The following is a 21,447-nucleotide window of genomic DNA, read 5'->3' as shown; positions in this document are numbered from 1 at the left end:
ATGTACTTTGCAATCTAGGCATCGCTTGGGATTCATTTACCACTAAAATTAGAGAGTTACATTTCATTGCCCATCAGCCAAAATGCTGCGTATTAAGTCGTTCAATACTGCATATTTATATGATGACGACGAACTCGAAGCTAAAGATGAAATCTTCAACCAGTACAAGTATGCGCTTGCTCATATTGGTATAGATTTCTATCGGGAAGATGTACAAGAAATTATCCTCAAATCGATTGTAGGGATGGAAGATGCGCTGCGTGCCACAATCGCCTATTGGTATTGGAAGCAAGCCAACTCGGAAGAATTCGAGCATCCAAATGCATTTTTAATCAAAGCACTTCAAGAACAGTGGAAACCCTATAACTGGCAAGACCATTACCTAGATAATTCCAATTTCAAGAACCCTTGCGACCAATGGTGGCAGGATGCTGCGCTTCATTGGGGATATGATTTTAGAAACCAGTGGATTGTTGATATTAATGAAAACGATGCGGGCGAAATCTTCATTATATTTAGTACTCGCAATCGGCTATCGCTACGAGTAGCTAAACAATGGGGATGGGAAAGACTCAAAGAATATATATTAGAACAATCGCAGATGATGAACTATTTTTAATTGAGATAAAGACTTGAAATTTTTCAACATGAAGGGAATTAAACAGATTATTTCAATATCTGTAATCGGAAGAAAAATTTTCTAATTAAGGTATTATTTATGGGTAGGAAAAGACCTTTAGCCGAAGTCATTCAACTAAACTCAAAACGTCAAACTAATTCCAACAAAAATAAGCCTATTTACTATCGAGAAGGAATATTTGAGTTAAGCAACCATTGGGAAGCTTGGGTATTAGTCGATGCCAAAGAAGCTGATTATGATTTTCTAGAAGAAGGAACATTGGATGAGTGCCTATTCGCACTCACTAATTTCATTAGTTTTGAAGTCACAAGTAAGTTTTTAAGACATAATCTAGGCCCAGAAGAAATGAGTAGAAAACAACAGGAGCGGCGAGAAGAAATTAAGCAAGAATGCTACCGTCAGGGAAGATATGAAGGTAGGGGATGGGTAATTGAATCCGTAGTAGATAAACTTGGTCTCGAATCAATGATTGAGGAAGGGTTTTTTGAACCAATTCAATAAGTTTTTAAGTTAAAAATTATCCTGAATTTAACTCATCCCACCCCTTGAAGGAGAGGCTCTCCCGCTGCCCTCCTGTAACGCAACTATCACTCATTGGCAGGTTCCGCAAAAGCTGACTCTAAGCTAAACGGCAGACAACCAGGATTCACGGCTGCCCAAGCTTCGGCTTCTGCTACCAGCACAGAGCATCCCGAATCGAGGTAGAATTGCATTTTGGCACGTTGCTCTAAGCGATCGCGTTCTTGAGTGCTGAGAATATGTCCCGTGATTACGCAGTATTGGCGCACCTTAGCCCTAGCTTGGGTTAAAGCCATTAGCCGTAGTTTTGTCACTCGCTTGAGTTCCTCGATGCGGTAGGAAACATCAGCAGTCTCTTCACAAACAGATACGCCCTGCAAGCTGTTGTTGGCGTTTTGGAGTGGTTGTTCTAGTGGAACCACACCAGGTATCAAATCATCCTTGGATGCACTCTGCAAGCAGTTGTTGGCACTTTGGAGTGATGATTCTGCTGTCACGCTAGCAGGTGTTGAATTACCCTCGGATGCACTCTGCCGCCCATTGTTAGCAATTTCCTGTGGTGATTCTGGTGCAACCGCAGCAGGTATCGAAACTATACCCAGCCCGTTATTCTCCGTGTTAGATAAGTTTTGATTATCAACTTTTGACGACGTGCCGGAGCTACAGGGGTATATAAAATCCTGATGAGAACTGAATTCATTTGATTGTAAAATGTTTGTATGAACTGAATTCTCTAATTGATTGCTGGTTTTATTTGAATTAATTTCAGCAGTATTAGAAGAATTTATGAATTTAAGATTTCCCGCCGACTGGATGACAGCTGAGTGTTCCTGAGAAACATCAGGTTGTTCAACTTCCTCTGCTGACTCCAGCCCTTGGGGGGCTGTAGCAGCAGGAGGTAAACACATAACCTTCATATAGGGAAAATGCCCGTTGATGTCCGTCTGGTAAGGATTTTGGGCTTTTTGATTTTTTTCAGGGCTATGCGGGTTGTCAAAATGCCCGTCTTTGCTTATATGGCAAGGGTTTGAGCTATTTTCTGCCCAAGGGTCAGTTATGTACCATTTGGGATGCCACAGGTGTAGATGTTTCCGCAGTGTCTCTTGAGAAAGGGTTTTGTGAAAACGTTGCTTATATTCGTTGCTGATCGCTTTTGTACGGTCGGTTATGCCCTCTGGTAAGCCTGTACCCCATTCCAAGGCATTTACTGCCCACCGAATCCTTTTTTGGGCTTCTAGGCTGCGTTGCTGGTTTAAAACTTTGCGACGGTCAAAGGGGATGATGTTGTCTTTGGTTTTGATTATGCCCCTTATACCCGCGATCGCTTCGGCAAAGGTGTTGGCAAATGTCCCCAACAGGCGTTCTGGATAGCTGGCATAGGGGGTGTACCACTGATGCCGAATTGTACATTCTATCCAATGCCGCACTCTGGCTTCGATTTCATGCTGGTGGCGACAATATTGGATATAGCCAGGGGCGTTTGTAGCGGTCTTGAGGGCATAGTTAACTAAGTTTTCACCCTTTAAGTCAAGAAATACGATGCCGTAGCCTACGAAGATTTGTAATAAATTATTAGTCTGTCCTAGCCCTGTCCATCCTGTGGCGATGATTTCTTCCCAGTCGGCACGCCATGCCTCAACGTCGGAGGACATTTGCTTGCGATATCTTTCTCGGTTGTGACGCTTTCTGGCTTTTTTGATGGCGCGTTTGAGTCGGGTTAAATCTTGACGGACTGCGGCGCGATCGCAATAATCGAGAAAGACAGAAACATCATCGCTAATTGGTTGCAGGTCATCATCTAGCAATAACGCACCGCTTCCTGGTTGCATGGGGCAACGGATGGCATTGTAGTTGATTATGCAGTTTTCACCCCAAGCTTTGGCATTGGGGAAGATTTCGAGATGCCCTTTGCGGGGGATAAATCCTGCGTCTCTTAGGGTGTATTCTAGAGCGCAGGCTAGGTTGAAGGTGGGCTGAAGGGTGGTAAAGGTTATTATCAGGTGGTAGCCACCGCTATGACTGGACTGGATGGGGATGATATCGACTATGCCGATGTCTTCGAGGGCGGACTTGATGCGGTTGATAGATTCTAGGTTATGGTAGTCGCCGCCTGCATCGAGGTCAATTATGGCGTAACGGGTATTGGAATCAAAGCGGATGCCAACTAGCTGCTGGCTGTTTTGATGCAATTTCCACAACTGGGATGGCTGGAGGTAATAGTCGATGGTACGCCACGCTGGTTTGGAGACGAAGGCGGGTACTGGGGCGACTATCGCACCAAATGGATGCCAGAAATATTTTACGTAGCACTTGCCCACACTGTCGGCTGGCAGGTGGGGTTTGATTTTGGTTTTGGAAAAATGCGTCCGATTTGATTTAGCAAAATCGTCTGAGTTTTGTGGCAGATACATAAATGGCGTTCCTCGATGCACCAATAAAGGTCATCGGGTAGCCGCTAGTCGGCATCAAGCCTCTGTGTATGTAAAAAACTGCTGTTGGGCTTAAAAAAGCCAATTTTTCGTTGCTTGCGGTTCTTGAAAAAGTTAGCTTTCTTCTCAAAATGAAAGTAGCACAAGGGTTTCAGACCCAAATTGCAGGTTTTTACATCTATCTCGGTTTAATGCCTAGTTGGTCAACAAGAGGCTTATAGCCTAGAATGAAATCAAATTTAAAAATCTTTTTGTTTGAGGAGTTGGATAGCTCCCCAGTGTGCTGAGATGATTACCAGTCATCTCGCGGTCTTCACTCTACTAGGCTTAGGCTATAAGTCTTTGTTGAAACCAAGCACCTAGCGGACTACCCAACTTTTTTTTTGGAAGTTGCGGCACTCCCCTGACAAAAGTTGATTGAGTAAATCCGGCAATTTAATCTTTAAATCCATAGACAAAATTCCTTGGTAAATGCAGTCTTTTGCTTGTGACCATCTGACGCTGTAACCCACTCAAGCCAAACACGGAGCATTTGGCAAGTACCCAAAAAAGCACTTCTTTTGCGTGATTTACCCCCTCAGCAGACAGTCGTATAAGTACTATTGCAAGATCATGCCATATCCGCAAGAACAATGTTTGAAAACTGATCTATCTTCTCCGAAGAAAAAAACCCTTATTTAGCAAGGGTTATAGCGATAGTTCATCCGGGGATACTAGAGTTTTTATCCGGGGATACTAGAGTTTTTGTTCTAAAGCTCAAAGCTATACATGACAAGGCTTTGAAGCCAATTTTTTCAACTTTTTTCCCTAGAACTAAATTTTTTCTAGAACTAAACTAGAACAAAAACCTGCCGCTTGAAGTTGATAGTCGGCTGGTGGTCAAGACATTTTAAGCATTAATACCTAAATTTTGATATCTAAGAGGATACGGACAAAGGCGGCTTGTTGTAGGCTGAGGGGGCGATCGCCTCGTTCAACTAGTGAGATAAACTTTTGGGATACACCAAGAACGCTAGCCAGCTTTGTCTGTGGCCACCCTTTGGCAATACGCGCTTCCCTCACTTGGCTGCCAGTCAATTTAATGTCTTCTGGCGTTGTATCCTTCGCTTTAGGCTGTAATTGTTGTACCTTTGGCTTAACTTTGGATGCTATTAGTTCAGGAATAGGATGTGGGGGTTTGATGGTCAGCTTGGCATCCAGTAGTTTTTTAAAGTAGCCTTTAGGCTTTTTCTGCGTATATTCTGGTCTTAGCCATTCGGGGTATGTTTCTGGGTCAAACACAATTTGCCAGTCCAAATTAAGCAGATGCTTCAGAGCGTTATCCCAGCGCTGTTTTAGGTCGTAAGCTCTACGGAAGTCTGATAAAGCTTTATCTATTTCTGTTTTGGGCAATACAATTTCTAAAAGCTCTTCTACTTTATATTTTCCATCAAGGCGAACTCGACTATCCAATGTCAAATATATAGCCAACCTTAGCGTGAGTTCTTCATGATATGGGTCAATTTTTAAGACATTCTGGGCTAAGTAGCCAAACTGATATAAAGCTTCCCGCGATTCGGCTCCCGCTTTGTTTAAAAAGTATTTAGTCCAAGTACCAGGTTGAACAATTATTTGAACTTCATCAGGCTCTTCTATTTTTCCAGATGTATTTACCTGACCATATGGCACAATCGTGATGTTCCACATGCGACCAACAGGGGTACTAGCATTTATACCACCTTTTCTATTTCTCCCTTCTATCCATACTGTTTTAACTAATAAACAATCCAATGCAAATGCGGTTTTTGCTATTTCTAAAAGTTTTTGACATTTAGGTAAATCAGTTCGCTTATCCCAACCAATTTTTTCTATCAAATCACTGCCTTTTACAGTAAATAAGCTCTCCCAAGGTTTTTCCTGCTCCATTGTATAGGCAGCCAATATTAAATGCAGTTTGGCACTAGTAAACCCAAATTTATCGATAATCTGTTGGGCTTCATTCCAAGGAAGTAATGTTATATCACCAGGAGTACTAATATAATGCTCAATATAATTTTGGGGATTGCCTTTAGCTTTGTGTTGTGCAACTGCTATCCCTTCTTCATTTTTTTGCCACGACTCTTCTTTCTTGATTTGAGAGTTGATGCTTGAGAGCATAAGTGCTGCTGTAGGAATAGCCTCAAATGGCTGTGATTTAAATAATGAGTTTTGGTGGCTGTCTCTATAGCCTTGAAGATTGTTATTTACTATATTATAGGAATTTTGCAGATTATTTTCATCAATTTTATGTTTTCCTGAAACTATTGAAGAAATAGTTCTATGCAATACTTCATTAAAAATAGCTTCAAACAAGTCAGAATTATCTGTCGCCTCTGACGCTTCTGATGCAGATAATGTCTTTTCACATTGTAAATGTTGCGGTAATTTATCGCTTATAACTTGTCTAACATTATCTTGTATTTCCAGCAAAATAGAGGGACTTAGTTCATCTATATCATTAGGATTAACGGATTCAAAGCTATTTTGATTCATGAGATTATCATTTACAAAAAAGTGGCGAACATTTCTACCCGTTGTTTGAGCGATAGTTGGCGCAATCGGGCAAACAGGTAGATATCAGCTTCGATGCTGGTGTCAGATGCTTGGGGGCGGTAGTTCGGTTTTGCGTTCGCAAGGATGCGCCGGAGGCATTTTTCATAGCGACAACTCCTAGAAAATAATAAACCCAAGCATCTAATTGAGCTAGATGTTTTTATTTATTACCTAATATCAATTCTATGTGAGGCTGCGCTTTATTCACGTAGGGGTAATTCATGTAGCCGAAGGCTTCCCGTTCGCGCTAGCGTTGCGTAAAGCCTACGGCATAGCTACGCTTAGGGCGCAGCCTCTCGTAAAGAAGCAAAGGGTATTGCCCCAGAACCTATGTAGTTTTGGGTAAGTCCTATAGGCGCATCTTCACAAATAAATGGTATAACTTAAATCAAGTTCAAATTCTACTCAATTTATATACAAATTTTGTAGTAATTATACAAAGATGATTGTGAATTGAAAAATAATTAATAAGCCCTAGAGCAACAGTTGAGTTGAAAGTACATTTCCTTAGAGTTTGATTTGAGTGTCTCAAGAACTCAACTTAGTGCTTTCATTTAATTCCTTTTCGCAGCCGTTGCTTTTAGCTACGGTTTTGGCACGCTCAAAAAGCCTCGCTACCATTACCCCTTGTAAGTAGACGACCAGCCAAACAACTTACGCAACCGTTGAGAGGGATTAAATTTAAAAACCCAACTTCCTCGTTCTACTCTTATATAAAAAGTTCCAAAGTTCCGTAAGGAAACACTGTCTCCCTGTTTGAGGGATTCATAAATTTCTTCAAGCGTTGCATCAATGACTTCTTCCACAATGCCAGTTTCTTTGCACACTCGTTGGGACACACGGCGTACCAGTTCCTTCTTGTCGATAGACATCTTTACGTCAATTCACTCTTTAATTAAATTTGAGTCTTGATTCATTATCATTAATTTGGGAAACTTCTCTGCCAAATTTTGTCCAAAATAATAATGACACCAAAACTCAGCAATTTCCAGCAGCTTTGGAGCAGATTCAGGAATTAAACCCGAACCATATCGAGGCTCATAAGATTCTGTATATTCTCTAGCTAATTTATAAGCATAGTAGGGAAAATCCCGTTCAACAAAACAGCGAATAGCATAATCTAGTTTGAGCAGATAACCACTCTTGACAAAATGTACAGTAGTCCAATGAACATTGCGGAAATCATCTCCCTGCAACTCATCAATTTGCCTCAATAACTTCTGTAGAGATTGCTTTCCTTCATAAGTGGGAGTTTCTAGGTAGCGTTCCATCTCTGCAATGGCATCGGCAATTATGGTTTTGTGAATTTCCCATTCAGAGGGACTGAGATTACTGGGACAGGAATCATCTTCTGTTTGCCTTCGTACCACTTTTGCGAGGTAGAGAGCAAATTGTTCGGCTGCAACTTCATCCTGACAAAGGCTTTTGATGCTGGTTAATCGGGTGATAGGTAGCGCAAATATAATATTCTCGGTGCGGAGTTGTTTAGCCGCTTCAACCCACTTTTTAATTTTGGTGGCGATCGCTGCCTGGGTATTTTTCTGTTTCATGGGAATATATAAAACAATATAATTTATTCTCAAAAATCCTCAAAATTATATTCTAGATAATTATTGAGTACGATTATCACATCTCAAGACAATTACTAATAACACTGATTAGATATGACAGCATAATAACAAATTATAATTATTATAGTTGTAAAAACAGATAAAATATTATTAATTATTTCCAATCATTCCCAATAAATCAAATTGAATGACTCGATTTATTCATGACCAATTCGCCAAGGATTATCTGGAAGAATTACTAAAACCTTATGGAGAAGTACAAGCCCCCAGTCGTGTAGCAGGAGAAGTGCGAGAAATTGATGTTTTCTTTTCTCCAGCAGCACAACAAACTACCGATTTAGCAACATTAGGTTTATTAGGAAAGTTTGCGACTAATCCTGCTATCTTTGAGCCATTCCGCAATGCGGCATCTAAAGAAGAAATTTGTGATTGTCTGTTGAAATTATTAGAAGTTAGGGGTGCATTACAACGAGAAGCTAATAAAAATCAAACTCCCATTCAAGAATTAGAAATTCCCAAATTATGGATTCTCACCCCCACAGCATCCACGACGCTGTTGTCAGGATTTCGTGCAGTTCAAGGTGAAGATTGGTTGCCTGGAGTACATTTCATGGCAGACTATTTACGGACAGCCATTGTAGCCATCCATCAGTTACCACAAACCCTAGAAACACTATGGCTGAGAATCCTGGGTAGAGGAAGGGTACAAGAGCAGGCAATTAATGAGTTAAAAGCACTACCATCAAATCATCCATTCCAGAAAGCGACGCTAGAATTAGTTTACAACCTGCGCCAGAATTTGAGAGTAAATCAAAATTTAGAAGAAGATGATAGGGAGTTAATCATGCGGCTAGAACCACTTTACCAGCAAGACCGGGAACAAGCCAAACTGGAAGGAGAACGCCTTGTAGTGGAAAACTTATTACAAGTTCGTTTTGGTTCATTAGATAACAATCTTCAAGCAATTATTGAACCATTATTAGCCTTACCACCACAAGAGTTTACTCCATTACTCATGCAGTTGTCACGGGAGGAATTAATTGCTAGATTTGGCAGACAATCTTGATATTTTATTTATCAGTTATATCCCATTGTCAATTCATAATAAACCATATCGGGGATAATATCTCCGGCTTTTTATGCTATAAATTAAGGTAAATTAAACTCCAGCTACATGATGATAGGGAGTTAATTATGCGGCTAGAACCACTGTATCAACAAGACCGAGAACAAGCCAAACTGGAAGGAGAACGTCTTGTTGTCGAAAACTTATTACAAGTTCGCTTTGGTTCATTAGATAAAGAATTAAGCGCAATTATTGAATTATTATTAGCCTTACCACCACAAGAATTTACGCCATTACTCATGCAATTGTCACGGGAGGAATTGATTGCTAGATTTGGTGGACAATCTTGATATTTATTCGCCGAGATTTTCCAGAGCCGAGGCTTGGTGCATAATTTGCACTTTCAATGAATCTGCCGCAACTGCTGCTATAGTTTCCCAATCTTCTTGTGTCAGCATTACAAGAATTAGTTCGCGCAGCACCTGTCGGTTGGAAATAAACTCTTCGCCATAAAGTTCATCCCTCAGTAAAATAGCCTCGATGCGTTCTCGTACTTGAGGGGTGGGCATTCTCAACTTTTGGAGCAGGCGCTCCCGTGCTGTAGAAGTTGCAACAGAAGTCGCAGTTCCCAAATTCCAATCGTTGAGTAGCGATCGCACTTCCCGGTTAAGCGAAACCCGTAAAGTAGTTAGGCGAGTGAACAATCCGGGGTTGAGCATTAGTTGACCGATGGCAGAACCCCAGTCTAAACCAGCACCGATGTTACCTCCTACCGCATCCTCAGCTTCGATCCCCAAAAGCAACGATTCTTCATCAAACAGCAAATCCATCGGACTGGCAAATTGTTCGCTCATGAACTTATTCTGCTATTGCGTTATCTTGACCTCGAATTAGCCGAACTTCCAATCGCACTTTTTATTCCAACTAAAGCAATTTAACAAGTATTTATTAAAATAAAATACCTGGTTGATAAATTTCAACCAGGTTTAACATCATGTCACACTATTAGTGGGTGAACGAAAAAAGGTGTGGGGAAGAGCTTAGTTAGCGTACATCATACGCTAACTAAGCTCTGACTCATATAGATGTTAACTCTTATGAGAGTATGAATTATTTTTGAAATCTTGCCGCTTCTTCAACTAGGTCATTGAGTCCTAGTTCTAATGTATGAAGCACCTGGTTTAACGCTTCGATTTTTGTCCGATTTTTCATCATCTCAACTGCCTTTAAAAAAGCAGGACTACCTGCTTTACCAATATATTGATGACAACTTTTGCTACCATTTTTGGTAACAAAGATAGGTTCTCCTGATTGCCACTTGTAATACCAATAAGCGCCACCCTTACCTTTGGCGCGGTAACGAACAATCCAACAACTATTAGCAGCTACATCACTCTTAAGAAGAGTAGAGATTTCTTGGTTGATTTCTTCTCTTTTGGCTTGTAATTGTTCTATTCTATGTGCTAAATCTGAAAGATTCTGTTCTCTTGTTTTGACCACTATGTAAGTACTAACTTCAAAGGACAAGTTTTATCGTAAACTTTACGCTACCTGACTGTAATTGTAAGATTTGGATGACCAAAAATTTGACCATCGAGTTGAATTACTTAAATATGCTGCCCTTAATGCCATAACTCCTTCAACTCCAAATAAAGACCAATGCATTCCCGCTTGTTTTAATCTTTGTGTAACCACACGCCGATTGGAGCTTTCAACCACTCCCGAACCAATCATTAAACCAGCTTTTAAATAAGAGTGATAATCAATCCGACTCTGATTATTAGTTAAATAACGCTCTAAATCGGTAATAGCTCCCTTTAAATCTTTCTTCTTTTTGGGGAATTGATGACAATTTTCAATTACTGTATTCCATTGTGATTTTTTTTAGTAATTGTTGTTGAGTTTTTACCCAATCCAATTGATAGTCTTCGTTATTTGGATACGCTGCTTTCGCTACTGCCCACACATATTCCGAGAGATGAAAAAAGTCGAGAATTTCCACCGAACCTGGAAATTGTTCTGATGCCATCGACCAAATCCAATGTGCGCCATCACCAATTACTACGGTTTTTGTGGGTTTTGTACCTGCTACTTGATTATATAACTGGGATACTCTCTGAGTAAATTCTGGTCGAGATTTTAAAGTAGCTACATATTCCCGAGTACGTATAACACCTCTTTTTTTACCAACTTTTTGATGGTCTTTACTCCAGAAAATTACACCAACTTTTGCTTCTTTATATCCTTGTTTTTGATTCAAGGGAGTCATGACTCCATCAACTCCCACATATAATAAATCTGGTGGTTCCTGCTCTTGATTGGGAATTCCAAACTGTGAAGAAGTGTCTTGCTCACATCGAACCTGAAACTCTTGTGTTTGTAGTTGATTTCCTGTCTTTTCTACTTGATTAGCTAAGGTTTTTTTGTGTCAAATCTAGTCTTGTCCATTTTTGAAACAAGGAGTGAGAATTTGGAAATTCACTACTAACTCCCAAGGCACAGGCTAATTCTAATACCATTGGTAGCCATTTATCTTTTGGTAGTCCTAACTCTTCATCAACTTTGACTTTAATACCATCTGTTGTCTCATAAGCTCTACGTACAACAACCATTTCACCTAATGGAGTGTAATATCTTTTTTCTCGTTTAGTTCTCGGATGTGAGTATTCGGCTTCTTTTTCTTCAATTAAGGCTTGGAATAAGCTTTGTTGCACAAAGTTCCCTAATTTTAGCCACATATTGTAAAATTCGCCCACAAATTCTTCTAAATGGTGACACTCCGGTAAGTCCTGGAGTGTGTCATTGATGTGAGACAGAATTGATTGGTGGTTGTTCATGGGAAGTTTGGTTTTATGGCATCTCAGATATGTTAGCGGAATTTGTCCGCTAACTCCTCTCCCACACTTTTTTTCGTTCACCCACTATTAGTTGAATATCTGTTGACTGATATCAACTCTATGCCGCAGCTTCTCCAAGGTTAATTTTGACGATTTTATTTTTTTCTTGCTCGGTTTTAGGTAGAGTCAAATTCAAAATACCGTCTTTATATTCTGCCTTGACGTTGGTATTTTGAATGCGAGCAGTCAGGGGAATTACTCGTTGGAACTTGCCGTAGTAAAATTCACTTCTTGTTTTACCATTATTGTCGGTTTTAGTTTCTTCTTTACGTTCGGCAACCACTTTCACTGCATTCTCGGCGACTTCGATATCTACATCCTTAGCCTCGATTCCAGGCAGTTCCAGCTTCAGGTGTATGGCTTCTTCGGTTTCGTGCAGTTCGGCTGCTATAGCTCTAGCCAAAGTGGGTGCTGGGAAATCTTCAAATAAGGAGTCGATTTGACGTTGCAGTGCGTTCAATTCTTGCCAGGGGTTGTAGCGTACTAATACCATAACTCTCTCCAATTTGTAATTTTTTATTTACTTACTTCAGGATTTATCATTGCTTTGATTATTAGAATATGGCGAAATACAATGACTGAAAATACGGTTAATCTCACTTATAAAATTCAGGATTACCGCACCTAAAATTTGACTAAATAAAAGGTAGTAACAATACGAATTATTGGGTACGGCTTTCCCGAAAATGTCTAGCTTAAAAAGTGGGGTGATGCAGGCAGCGTGAAGCGCGATCGCCTAAGAACAACTAGTACGTTATAGATGTAAAATACTCTAACGGTACGAAAATTTCTCATGATTGGATGTAACGCGCCCGATGATTACCATGAACGATTCTGAGGCTGATCACCAAGAACTACAAACCCAACTCGCCCAAGCGTACCGTCAGCTACCACCACTAGAAGAAAAGATTGTCCAACTGTTCTCGGTAATTTACGAACCGATCAACAGAACTTCGTTCTTGGAATGTTTCAATTACATCGGTGCGCGCGATAAAAATTATAAGTCTTTCACTAACCCTACATTAAAGCCCTATATCGATGGATTGCTAGCAGCAGGCTTGCTGGTTCAAGAACACGGTCAAGGGCCTCAATGCCATCCGTTATTGGTAGAGATTGCTACTCGTTCGGCAGTAAAAGCCGGCTGTTTTGAATACATGGTCAAAGCAGTGCATAACAAGTTAGGAGTAAAAGCTCGTTGGCAAGATGGGCCAGTGTATTTCCAAAGGGAAAGCCAATTTATCAGGGAAGTCCGCATTGGTCTTTACAGCCACAACCTGAGTTTCATTAACAAACAGATTGAAGATTACAACAGATACAATAACAGCAAAGACAAGATATCTATAGAAAATATCTTCGAGCAGATTTGCACTAACCCATTCGATGCCGATTGGTTTCGCACCCTGCCACCAGAATTGTATGACAACTGCATATCCATCATCCTCATCAACGCCGCGCTCTTATGTTCTCCTGCTGATGAAACCTTTACCTTACTGCAAGAAGAATGCGCTACAGGAGGCGAACATTCCTCAGATTACTTGCACCTGATTTTGACAGAACAACTACTACTGCGGGGTTGTATCCAAGAAGCACAACAGAGTTTGGAGTGCATATCTGAGGATTATCAAGCGGAAGCCGCAGTATACAAGGGTTGGTTGAATTTTTTACTCGGTGATAATCAGCAAGCGATCGCAGATTACACTGCTGGTCTCAAATCCCTCAAAAAAGCCACAGGCAAGCGTCAAGTGTATTTTAGCACTATGGGCGGCTTGTTTTTTATCTTGGCACTAATCAAAGATGGTTCGCGGGACAGTCTCCAAGAAGCACTCGATTACACCAGTCTGCTGGCACGTCAGTCAGACCATTGGCTGAGGTCGATTTATGCACAGTTGAAAATCTTGCTGCAAGTCCAATTAGGCGACATCGCTCAAAAAGAATTCATCATCAGCAACCGCATTCTATTCCCTGAAGAACACAACAGCCTAGAAACCCTGTTTTTCGCTCTGTGCCATTACTGGGTAGATGCCGACAGAGCCAAAAAACACTTACCCAGGTTGTTAGAGGAATTCTACCAGCAAGCCGTGGCATCTGGTTATCACTGGTTAGCAATGGAGAGTGCAGAACTCTTGTCCCGACTCAAACCGAATAGCAGCTATGAAACCCAAGCAGAAATACTACGTGAAGATATCGGTATAGACAGCATCGTTGACGTGATGCAGCCACAAGAACCTTGGGAGATGTGCTTAAACGCACTGGCAAATCTCCAGAAGGAACCGCCAGCACCAGTAAAAGCTCAGACAGAACTGCGCTTGGCATGGTTTATTACTTTCTACCCTAGCAAATGTATCTTGCAACCACGGGAGCAAAAAGTTAACGCCAAAGGTGAGTGGAGTAAAGGCCGTCCCATAGCCATCAAGCGTCTAAGCGGAAATTTGGGTGAGCTTGATTATCTTACATCTCAGGATCTGAGGGTATGCGGCTGCATTGAAACATTTACTTCATATGATTATGGATATCGTGGCAAAGTTGAGTATACCTTCAGCGCCAAGGCAATCTCTGCGTTAATTGGACACCCTTTGGTATTTTGGGAAGATGCACCCACCACCCGTGTGGAAATCGTCAAGGGAGAACCGGAACTAATTGTCAAAAAAGGAAAACGAGATCGCTTAACTTTAGAATTTTCTCCCAAACTAGAGCCATCACAGAATATCTTCACTATTAAAGAAACCCCAACCCGCATTAAGGTAATTGAAATTACTGCCGAACACCGACGCATCGCTGAGATTATCGGTAAGGAAAACCGACTCTTAGTTCCCGCCACTGCCGAAAAGCAAGTCTTAGCCGCCATCAATGCCGTCTCTGGCATCGTCACCGTGCATTCTGACATTGGTGGCGGACTAGAGGGAGCAGAAGAAGTACCAGCCCAGACTATACCCCACATTCACCTGTTACCTGCCAACGCTGGATTGAAAGTATCCCTACTGTCTCGCCCCTTTGCCCAAGGTGGCCCCTATTACCGCCCTGGTACGGGTGGTGAGACTGTAATTGCAGAGATAGAAGGTAAACGGCTGCAAACCAGACGTAATTTGCAGGAAGAAAAACAACTTGCCAATGCCGCAATCAATGCCTGTCCTACCTTAACTCAGGCTGAAGAACAAGATAGGGAATGGCTATTAGAAGACCCAGAAGACTGTTTGGAATTACTGCTAGAACTGCAAGCATTAGGGGATACTGTAGTACTGGAATGGCCGGAAGGAGAAAAACTGCGTGTCAAGCACCAAGCCGACTTGAAAGATTTCCAAATGTCCATTCAACGCCAGCAAGATTGGTTTGCAGCTACTGGCGAGTTGAAACTGGATAAAGACCTAGTGCTGGATATGCAGCAACTTTTAGAACTCTTGGATAAAACCCCCAGTCGTTTTATCCCCCTGGGAGATGGTCAATTCTTGGCTTTAACCCAAGCTTTTCGCAAACGCCTTGATGAATTGCGATCGTTTTCAGAAAAGCACAGTAAAGGTATCCGCTTTCATCCCTTAGCAACATTAGGCTTAGAGGATTTTGTTGATGAGGTGGGTAAGGTGAAAGCCGATAAACATTGGAAGGCACATATCCAGCGGTTGAAGGAAGTACAAAGCTTGCAACCGGAACTCCCTTCTACCTTCCAAGCAGAACTGCGCGACTACCAAATGGAAGGATTCAACTGGATGGCGCGGCTGGCACATTGGGGTGTGGGAGCCTGCTTGGCAGACCAAATGGGACTCGGTAAGACCGTGCAGGCATTGGCTGTTATCTTGATACGTGCCCATGAGGGGCCAACCCTAATTATTGCCCCAACTTCCGTGTGCATGAATTGGGTGAGTGAAGCCCAGAAGTTCGCTCCTACTCTTAATATTGTGCAATTTGGAGGCGCTAACCGCCAAAATCTACTATCTGCCTTACAACCCTTTGATATGCTGGTGTGCAGCTATGGTCTGTTGCAGCAGGAAGAAGTATCGCAAATGCTTTCCCAAGTACAGTGGCAAACAATTGTGCTGGATGAAGCCCAGGCAATCAAAAATATGACCACCAAACGTTCCCAGGCTGCAATGAATCTCAAAGGTAGTTTTAAACTAATTACCACTGGGACTCCGATTGAGAACCACCTTGGCGAATTGTGGAATTTGTTCCGCTTTATCAATCCTGGGCTACTAGGTTCCTTTGAAAGCTTCAATCAACGCTTTGCTATTCCGATTGAGAAATTTCAGGATAAACTTGTACGCAACAAACTCAAAAAACTCATTCAACCATTTCTGTTGCGTCGCCTGAAAAATCAAGTACTGGAAGAATTACCCTCTCGTACCGAAATTCTGTTGCACGTAGAGTTGAGTCGGGAGGAAATGGCGTTCTATGAAGCGTTGCGCCGTGAGGCAATATCCAAACTGACTGACAGTGATGCAACTGCTGGGCACAAACACCTGCAAGTGCTAGCAGAAATTATGAGACTGCGGCGGGCTTGCTGTAATCCCAGTCTCGTTATGCCTGATACTGAACTATCCAGCGCGAAACTGCAACTTTTTGCTGAGGTGCTGGGAGATTTACTGGAGAATCGTCATAAGGCCCTGGTGTTTAGTCAGTTTGTTGACCATTTACACATCATCCGCAATTATCTGGATAAGCAAGGTATTAATTATCAATATTTAGATGGCAGTACCCCCGCTCCAGAGCGCAAAAAACGGGTGGATGCTTTCCAGGCTGGGTCAGGTGATGTATTTTTGATTAGCCTGAAAGCGGGGGGTACAGGACTTAACCTTACTGCCGCAGATTACGTTATCCACATGGACCCTTGGTGGAATCCTGCCGTAGAAGACCAAGCCTCAGACCGCGCCCATCGCATTGGGCAACAACGCCCGGTGACTATCTATCGCTTAGTAGCAAAAGATACTATTGAAGATAAGATTGTGGATTTGCATCACCACAAGCGAGATTTAGCAGATAGCTTGCTCGAAGGTACTGATATTAGTGGCAAGATATCCACAGAGGCGTTACTGGAGTTGATTGGCGTATAACTGAGAGTTGGTTGTAGGAGAAGACAACAGATTATTCGATCAAGTGCGATGGGCTACGCCTCGCCGGAGGCGATCGCATGAAGGCATGGGCGCGAGAGTGCGTAGACGCGTTCGCTAGTGCGTCTCGTAAAGCCTACGGCATAGCTACGCTTAGGGCGCAGCCTCTCGTTCGCTGAAAGCGTCTCGTAGAGAAGACATCGCTTCTTCCCCCTTCAAACCCAAAATTGACCCGATCGCCTGACTAAGATATGTCGATATGTAACAATATTACAACAGTTGGATATGATTAATACTCAGTAAATTCCGGTGACACGCCATAACTTTTAAAATCAGCTTGTCGATATCGAAATTGATATCAAATGGCTGAACAAAAGTCCCCACCCAGCGAGATGATCCGCGTGCCTGTCCCACTAATTGGGATAGTTCGGCAACTATCCAAGCTACATCGGCAGGGGCATACAATTGCCTTGCTGCAAGCATTAGAGGAGTTAGTAGCAACATTTGATAGCAATATTGATATCGATTTAGCTGGCAGCAAACAAGTTTTACAATTGCAGGAGAAGTTGGAGGAATTGGAGTCCCATCTTGCTGATAGAGATAAGTCGGTGGAAACCAAGCTCGAAGCAATGACCAAAAAACTGGAGTTAATCGAACGGGCTATTTTATCAACTCGATACAACAGTCAACCTAAACAAAGAAGACAATCATACCCATACCAACAAACACAAGTTGAATTACAACCCAGGACAAACGAAAGTCTTGCCCCAAGACTTGGTGTTACCCCCCAAAGCTTGATTGCAGAAAGAGAAAAACTCAGTAGCAAAGAATTTCTTAGCTATACACGCAACCGCGATCCAATGAGCGTGGGTTGGGAATGGAATCCTTCGGACGGACTATACCACCCCCAACGGTAGAGAATATATCTACTCAATAATTATAAAGAAATGCAAACAAACACTTGACTTTAAGTATAAGCGATGGGTATTACGTGGGATGATTGTTTACTAGAAGCCTAGTTCTGATAAATTAATGCGTCCAGGGGTAGTCAAGACACTGGTTTTAACGGAGCCATTACCGCTGACTGCTCATCCAGCAGCGGTGTACTTGGATAGTCTTGCATCTGGGTCGAGACCAACTATGGAACAAGCCCTCAATGCGATCGCGGCTTTGTTGACTAACGACAAATGTGATTACATGACTCTCAACTGGGCATCGCTGCGTTATCAACATACTGCTGCTGTCAGGTCTGCTTTGATGAAAAAACACGCCCCGGCAACGGCAAATAAGATGTTGTGTGCTTTAAGGAGGGTACTCACTGAAGCGTTTAAGTTAGATTTGATGGCTGCAACTGACTACCAGAAAGCAGTAGATTTACCGTCTATAAAGGCAAAAAAAAGACTTAGGGGTAGGGCGCTAAAACTTGATGAAATTACAGCGCTAATGGGGATTTGTCAAGCTGACAAGTCGCCTGTGGGGGTAAGGGATGCGGCGTTAATTGCGATCCTGCGGTGTGGGTTGCGACGGGCTGAGGTAGTTGCCCTGCATTTGAAAGATGTAGATTTAGCTACCGGAGCGTTGGAGATTATTGGTAGTAAGAATGAAACTGACCGCACGGTGTATATGCCGGCCCGTGCTATTGCAGCGGTGGAAGAGTGGTTGAAACTCCGCACACGCAAACCGGGACCGCTACTATTACCCATCCGCAAGGGGGGAGAGTTGCAATGGCGAAGGATGACTCCCCAGGCAATATTAATGATTGTGCGAAAACGGGCGGAGTCGGCTGGGGTTGAGAGATTTAGTCCCCATGATTTTAGAAGGACGTTTTGTTCTGACTTGTTGGATGCGGGGGTTGATATCGTTACGGTGCAGAAATTAGCCGGACACGCTTCTCCTGTAACCACGGGGAAGTATGACCGACGGGGTGAGGAGACTAAGCGTAAAGCGATGGAGAAATTGGATATTGGTTATACGCAACCGCGCTCTCCAGACTGAAAGTATGAGCGTGGAATCATATACCCTTTAAAAATTTTAAGTAATAATTAAGACAGGCTATTTGCTTTCTGACGTAAAACCGTGGTTTTAGATAGGTGTCTCAGGTTACATGGCTAAGAACTGGTTAATTTTAGGTTTACTTAGCTTCAGTGTTGGCTTTGGTATAAGTCTGACGCTAGATAGGGATATTAAACGCGCAGCTATAACCGGACTGATTGCCTTACCTGCTACAGCCACAGGAGTTTTAGCTACAGAACAATGGCGCAAGCAGCAATTGAGTCATCAATTGTCATCTTTGCAACAAAATATTACAGAACTTGAGAAACAAACTGAGATTCTCAAGCTGGAAGAAGGTAATTTACAAAAAGCGATTTCTACTGCTACTGAAAATAAAAAACAGATAGAAGCGGCTCTCAGTTCTTTGCAAACAGAGCAGTATCAATTCCAGACTCAAGTTGCAGCACAACAAAACCAGAAACAAGAATTTGAGCAAATATTTACTACTCTTGAAAGTCAAAAACAGCAGTTAGAAACTGAATCTAATTTTTTACAAAGGCAACTTCAGGATTTAAGAAACCAAGAAACAGAACTTAATTCAGCAATAGCAAAAATTTCGGATGATCGACAAAATATACAAAGCCTTATTAAGTCTCATAGAGTCGCTCTGGATGAATTACAAAAACAAATAGCATTTCAAGAAAATTACCGTTACGAGCTTAGTTATAACCTCACAATTTTAGAACAGAATAAGCAGCAAATAGAAAATGAAATAGCTAAACTAAAAAACCAAATTCATCCTTTAAAGCAAGATTTAGCTGCACTGAATTCGGCCATTATAGTAGTAAAAAATAATTATGAAAAATTACAACATGATTTAAGTAATTTACAAACGGAGCTTCACCAATTACAACAGCAAATTTTCAATCAACAGCAGCGAAAAGACCAGTTAAGTCAAGAACTGGGCGTAATGGCTGCGGAAAAAGAGCGTCTTCAAGTAGAAATATCTCAGCTTCAAGATGCACGCAAACAAGCTGAAGAAAATAAGCAAGCTTCAATTAGGGATACTAAAAGTGAATTATCAACAAAATTACCTCTCAAGGTAAATGAAGCTACTTCTTCATACCAGGCATCAAATAAAAATTACCAAAAGCCAAGAGTAAGATTAGGCTCTAACTTCAGAAATTCTCAATATACTAAAAACATTTGGGAAGAGCAAATATTACCACACTGGGCACACCGCAATCGTCCAGTTGGACATAGATTTCTTGGTAGTATTCGTATTAAACGCCAAGCTAGTGAGCAAATACTTGATATTGTTGGTCAAAACTTGCAGCAGTTTGACAGAATTACATACGATTCACTGCAAAGTGAATTTTATGAATTAGAGCAAAACTGGCTCAAAATTTTGACTTGCGCTCTTTCTGAATATGCTTACTATTATTCCAATGAAAGATTTTGGCAAGGTTTCTGCGAACGCTTAGATATTAATCACAATCAGAGAGTGGAAATAGCTCTGCGTCGAATTGTAGATGAAGGAATCGATTTACTAGGTTTAATTAGGGCAAATGGTGGATATAAGTACATTTCAACATTATGGTTGCAAAGTGGCGTTCCAGAACAAAATCTGGGTCATTTTGCTCAATTAGTTCAAGAAATAGCTGATGAATATGGTTGGTGGCAAATAGCTCATACTCCTGCTGAGGATTTATCACAAGTATTATTGGATTTATGCCAAGAAAAACATCCGCAATGGGGGACGCTGGTTAATTTTCTTAAAGCCAGCTATGCTGAGGACAAAGAAACTGAACCAATTTCTGGACAACTACTTCAAGGTATTGCTCTAATTGCACAAGAATTAGAAAGGCAAAATGCTTCTCCTCAAGTGTTAGAGGATGATAATGAACGAGAGGAACTATTAGGTAATTATTATTTACCGCAAAATTTTTTCTTGCGAAACTGGAATGCTTTAATTCAGGTTTTAACGCCAAAACCAGGTTCAAGCCGCAGTCAAAATCTTATTACCAGGCGTATTAAACCTCTGTCAATGAGCTTAGATATTGCTGATACTTTAAACACACAATTACTATTACCTGAGCAAGCTTTGTGGAAGCCAGAATGGCGAAATTTACGAGGAACATATTGCCAGATTCCACAAGCCGATTGGGAGGATACAATTCCTACAAATGGAGATTTAATAATTCCAGAACTAGTAATTGAAGTTAATCAAGCATTGGACAAATGGAATTGTCAACTGCTAGACCACAACAATAAGGAGTTGATGGAATGGCAATATCACGGTATTAACAGTAATTTGCCATGTTTGTTATTTAATGCTGTTACGGGAGAGCATTTACCTTTACAAAATCAAAATCCCGTAATTATTGGTTTAGAAGAAATAATTTTCTTCACTCCTAATGATATTCAGCCAGAATTTGCTGACGGGATTGAGGTTTTAGATAGCTATATTCCGTCTAGCATTAGAGGATGGCGAGGTCGTCTAATTAGGTTAACAAAACCAGAATCTTCAATTTTGTTAACCATAGCAAATAGCCAATCACAGATTATTAATTGGAAATTATTAACGGATGATGAACCAATCTTAACTGGATTACGGTTTTATACAATGATAATGAAAAGATACCTTACCAATTACAAGCTAATGCATCAGGAGTTTTAGAAATTCGTTTAGCTTCATTATATGATTTACTACCTGAGTCTAA

At 41.5% G+C, this 21,447-nt stretch carries 15 protein-coding genes and 1 pseudogene; 8 read left to right on the top strand and 8 right to left on the bottom strand.

Annotated elements, in window-relative coordinates:
• Positions 1–82 precede the first annotated feature (82 nt).
• Together HG267_RS40450 and HG267_RS40445 are read left to right on the top strand one after the other, a co-directional pair.
• Positions 83–619: a hypothetical protein gene (locus HG267_RS40450; protein WP_045874769.1), complete on the top strand. Its 537-nt coding sequence runs from the start codon at positions 83–85 to the stop codon at positions 617–619.
• A 99-nt stretch (positions 620–718) separates the two neighbouring features.
• Positions 719–1,141, top strand: coding sequence for a hypothetical protein (locus tag HG267_RS40445; protein ID WP_045874768.1), 423 nt, complete (start codon positions 719–721; stop codon positions 1,139–1,141).
• Positions 1,142–1,227: 86 nt separating this feature from the next.
• Here the strand turns inward: HG267_RS40445 and HG267_RS40440 are convergent, their stop codons facing one another.
• The 4 genes from HG267_RS40440 to HG267_RS40425 form a co-directional block, all read right to left on the bottom strand.
• A complete protein-coding gene (locus tag HG267_RS40440; protein WP_045874767.1) occupies positions 1,228–3,570 on the bottom strand; it encodes a hypothetical protein in 2,343 nt (780 codons plus the stop codon).
• 921 nt (positions 3,571–4,491) lie between these two features.
• On the bottom strand, positions 4,492–6,099 hold the full coding sequence (locus tag HG267_RS40435) for a helix-turn-helix domain-containing protein (RefSeq protein WP_045874766.1): 1,608 nt from the start codon (positions 6,097–6,099) through the stop codon (positions 4,492–4,494).
• Positions 6,100–6,779: 680 nt separating this feature from the next.
• The gene (locus HG267_RS40430; RefSeq protein ID WP_045874765.1) at positions 6,780–7,031 is read right to left on the bottom strand and encodes an HU family DNA-binding protein; all 252 of its coding nucleotides are present in this window, start codon (positions 7,029–7,031) and stop codon (positions 6,780–6,782) included.
• Positions 7,032–7,043: 12 nt separating this feature from the next.
• Complete coding sequence (locus HG267_RS40425) at positions 7,044–7,709, bottom strand: hypothetical protein (RefSeq protein WP_045874764.1); 666 nt, start codon at positions 7,707–7,709, stop codon at positions 7,044–7,046.
• A 208-nt stretch (positions 7,710–7,917) separates the two neighbouring features.
• On the opposite strand from HG267_RS40425, the gene HG267_RS40420 reads away from it, so the two are divergent.
• Positions 7,918–8,796 (top strand): hypothetical protein, encoded by an 879-nt coding sequence (locus tag HG267_RS40420; RefSeq protein ID WP_045874763.1) that lies wholly within the window; start codon positions 7,918–7,920, stop codon positions 8,794–8,796.
• Positions 8,797–8,924: 128 nt separating this feature from the next.
• Entirely contained in the window at positions 8,925–9,146 is a 222-nt protein-coding gene (locus HG267_RS40415; protein ID WP_052335476.1) for a hypothetical protein, read from the top strand.
• A gap of 3 nt (positions 9,147–9,149) precedes the next feature.
• Here HG267_RS40415 and HG267_RS40410 read toward each other — a convergent pair whose 3' ends face one another.
• The 4 genes and pseudogenes from HG267_RS40410 to HG267_RS40395 all read right to left on the bottom strand — a co-directional run bounded on the left by HG267_RS40410 (position 9,150) and on the right by HG267_RS40395 (position 12,186).
• Positions 9,150–9,650 (bottom strand): hypothetical protein, encoded by a 501-nt coding sequence (locus tag HG267_RS40410; RefSeq protein ID WP_045874762.1) that lies wholly within the window; start codon positions 9,648–9,650, stop codon positions 9,150–9,152.
• A 256-nt stretch (positions 9,651–9,906) separates the two neighbouring features.
• The gene (locus HG267_RS40405; protein ID WP_045868481.1) at positions 9,907–10,296 is read right to left on the bottom strand and encodes a hypothetical protein; all 390 of its coding nucleotides are present in this window, start codon (positions 10,294–10,296) and stop codon (positions 9,907–9,909) included.
• A gap of 42 nt (positions 10,297–10,338) precedes the next feature.
• Positions 10,339–11,633 (bottom strand): annotated as a pseudogene (locus HG267_RS40400) (ISKra4 family transposase).
• A gap of 118 nt (positions 11,634–11,751) precedes the next feature.
• Positions 11,752–12,186 (bottom strand): Hsp20/alpha crystallin family protein, encoded by a 435-nt coding sequence (locus HG267_RS40395; RefSeq protein ID WP_045874786.1) that lies wholly within the window; start codon positions 12,184–12,186, stop codon positions 11,752–11,754.
• Between the two features lie 322 nt (positions 12,187–12,508).
• Here HG267_RS40395 and HG267_RS40390 point away from each other — a divergent pair, with 322 nt between their 5' ends.
• The 4 genes from HG267_RS40390 (at position 12,509) to HG267_RS40375 (ending at position 21,404) form a co-directional block, all read left to right on the top strand.
• Positions 12,509–16,735: a DEAD/DEAH box helicase gene (locus HG267_RS40390; protein ID WP_194007795.1), complete on the top strand. Its 4,227-nt coding sequence runs from the start codon at positions 12,509–12,511 to the stop codon at positions 16,733–16,735.
• 359 nt (positions 16,736–17,094) lie between these two features.
• Positions 17,095–17,649: a hypothetical protein gene (locus tag HG267_RS40385; RefSeq protein ID WP_045874785.1), complete on the top strand. Its 555-nt coding sequence runs from the start codon at positions 17,095–17,097 to the stop codon at positions 17,647–17,649.
• A gap of 115 nt (positions 17,650–17,764) precedes the next feature.
• On the top strand, positions 17,765–18,727 hold the full coding sequence (locus tag HG267_RS40380) for a tyrosine-type recombinase/integrase (protein WP_045874784.1): 963 nt from the start codon (positions 17,765–17,767) through the stop codon (positions 18,725–18,727).
• A 109-nt stretch (positions 18,728–18,836) separates the two neighbouring features.
• On the top strand, positions 18,837–21,404 hold the full coding sequence (locus tag HG267_RS40375) for a hypothetical protein (RefSeq protein ID WP_045874783.1): 2,568 nt from the start codon (positions 18,837–18,839) through the stop codon (positions 21,402–21,404).
• The last annotated feature ends 43 nt before the right edge of the window (positions 21,405–21,447 follow it).

This window comes from Tolypothrix sp. PCC 7601 (assembly GCF_025677855.1).
Taxonomy (GTDB): Bacteria; Cyanobacteriota; Cyanobacteriia; order Cyanobacteriales; family Nostocaceae; genus Aulosira; species Aulosira diplosiphon.
The sequence above is the reverse complement of the archived record's forward strand: the minus strand, read 5'-3'. Positions and strand labels throughout refer to the sequence as shown.

Bases quoted from the DNA above. Each gene is read 5' to 3' on its own strand.
- HG267_RS40450 (WP_045874769.1), top strand. From the start codon at position 83: ATGCTGCGTATTAAGTCGTTCAATACTGCATATTTATATGATGACGAC.
- HG267_RS40445 (WP_045874768.1), top strand. From the start codon at position 719: ATGGGTAGGAAAAGACCTTTAGCCGAAGTCATTCAACTAAACTCAAAA.
- HG267_RS40440 (WP_045874767.1), bottom strand. From the start codon at position 3,570: ATGTATCTGCCACAAAACTCAGACGATTTTGCTAAATCAAATCGGACG.
- HG267_RS40435 (WP_045874766.1), bottom strand. From the start codon at position 6,099: ATGAATCAAAATAGCTTTGAATCCGTTAATCCTAATGATATAGATGAA.
- HG267_RS40430 (WP_045874765.1), bottom strand. From the start codon at position 7,031: ATGTCTATCGACAAGAAGGAACTGGTACGCCGTGTGTCCCAACGAGTG.
- HG267_RS40425 (WP_045874764.1), bottom strand. From the start codon at position 7,709: ATGAAACAGAAAAATACCCAGGCAGCGATCGCCACCAAAATTAAAAAG.
- HG267_RS40420 (WP_045874763.1), top strand. From the start codon at position 7,918: ATGACTCGATTTATTCATGACCAATTCGCCAAGGATTATCTGGAAGAA.
- HG267_RS40415 (WP_052335476.1), top strand. From the start codon at position 8,925: ATGCGGCTAGAACCACTGTATCAACAAGACCGAGAACAAGCCAAACTG.
- HG267_RS40410 (WP_045874762.1), bottom strand. From the start codon at position 9,650: ATGAGCGAACAATTTGCCAGTCCGATGGATTTGCTGTTTGATGAAGAA.
- HG267_RS40395 (WP_045874786.1), bottom strand. From the start codon at position 12,186: ATGGTATTAGTACGCTACAACCCCTGGCAAGAATTGAACGCACTGCAA.
- HG267_RS40390 (WP_194007795.1), top strand. From the start codon at position 12,509: ATGATTACCATGAACGATTCTGAGGCTGATCACCAAGAACTACAAACC.
- HG267_RS40385 (WP_045874785.1), top strand. From the start codon at position 17,095: ATGGCTGAACAAAAGTCCCCACCCAGCGAGATGATCCGCGTGCCTGTC.
- HG267_RS40380 (WP_045874784.1), top strand. From the start codon at position 17,765: ATGCGTCCAGGGGTAGTCAAGACACTGGTTTTAACGGAGCCATTACCG.
- HG267_RS40375 (WP_045874783.1), top strand. From the start codon at position 18,837: ATGGCTAAGAACTGGTTAATTTTAGGTTTACTTAGCTTCAGTGTTGGC.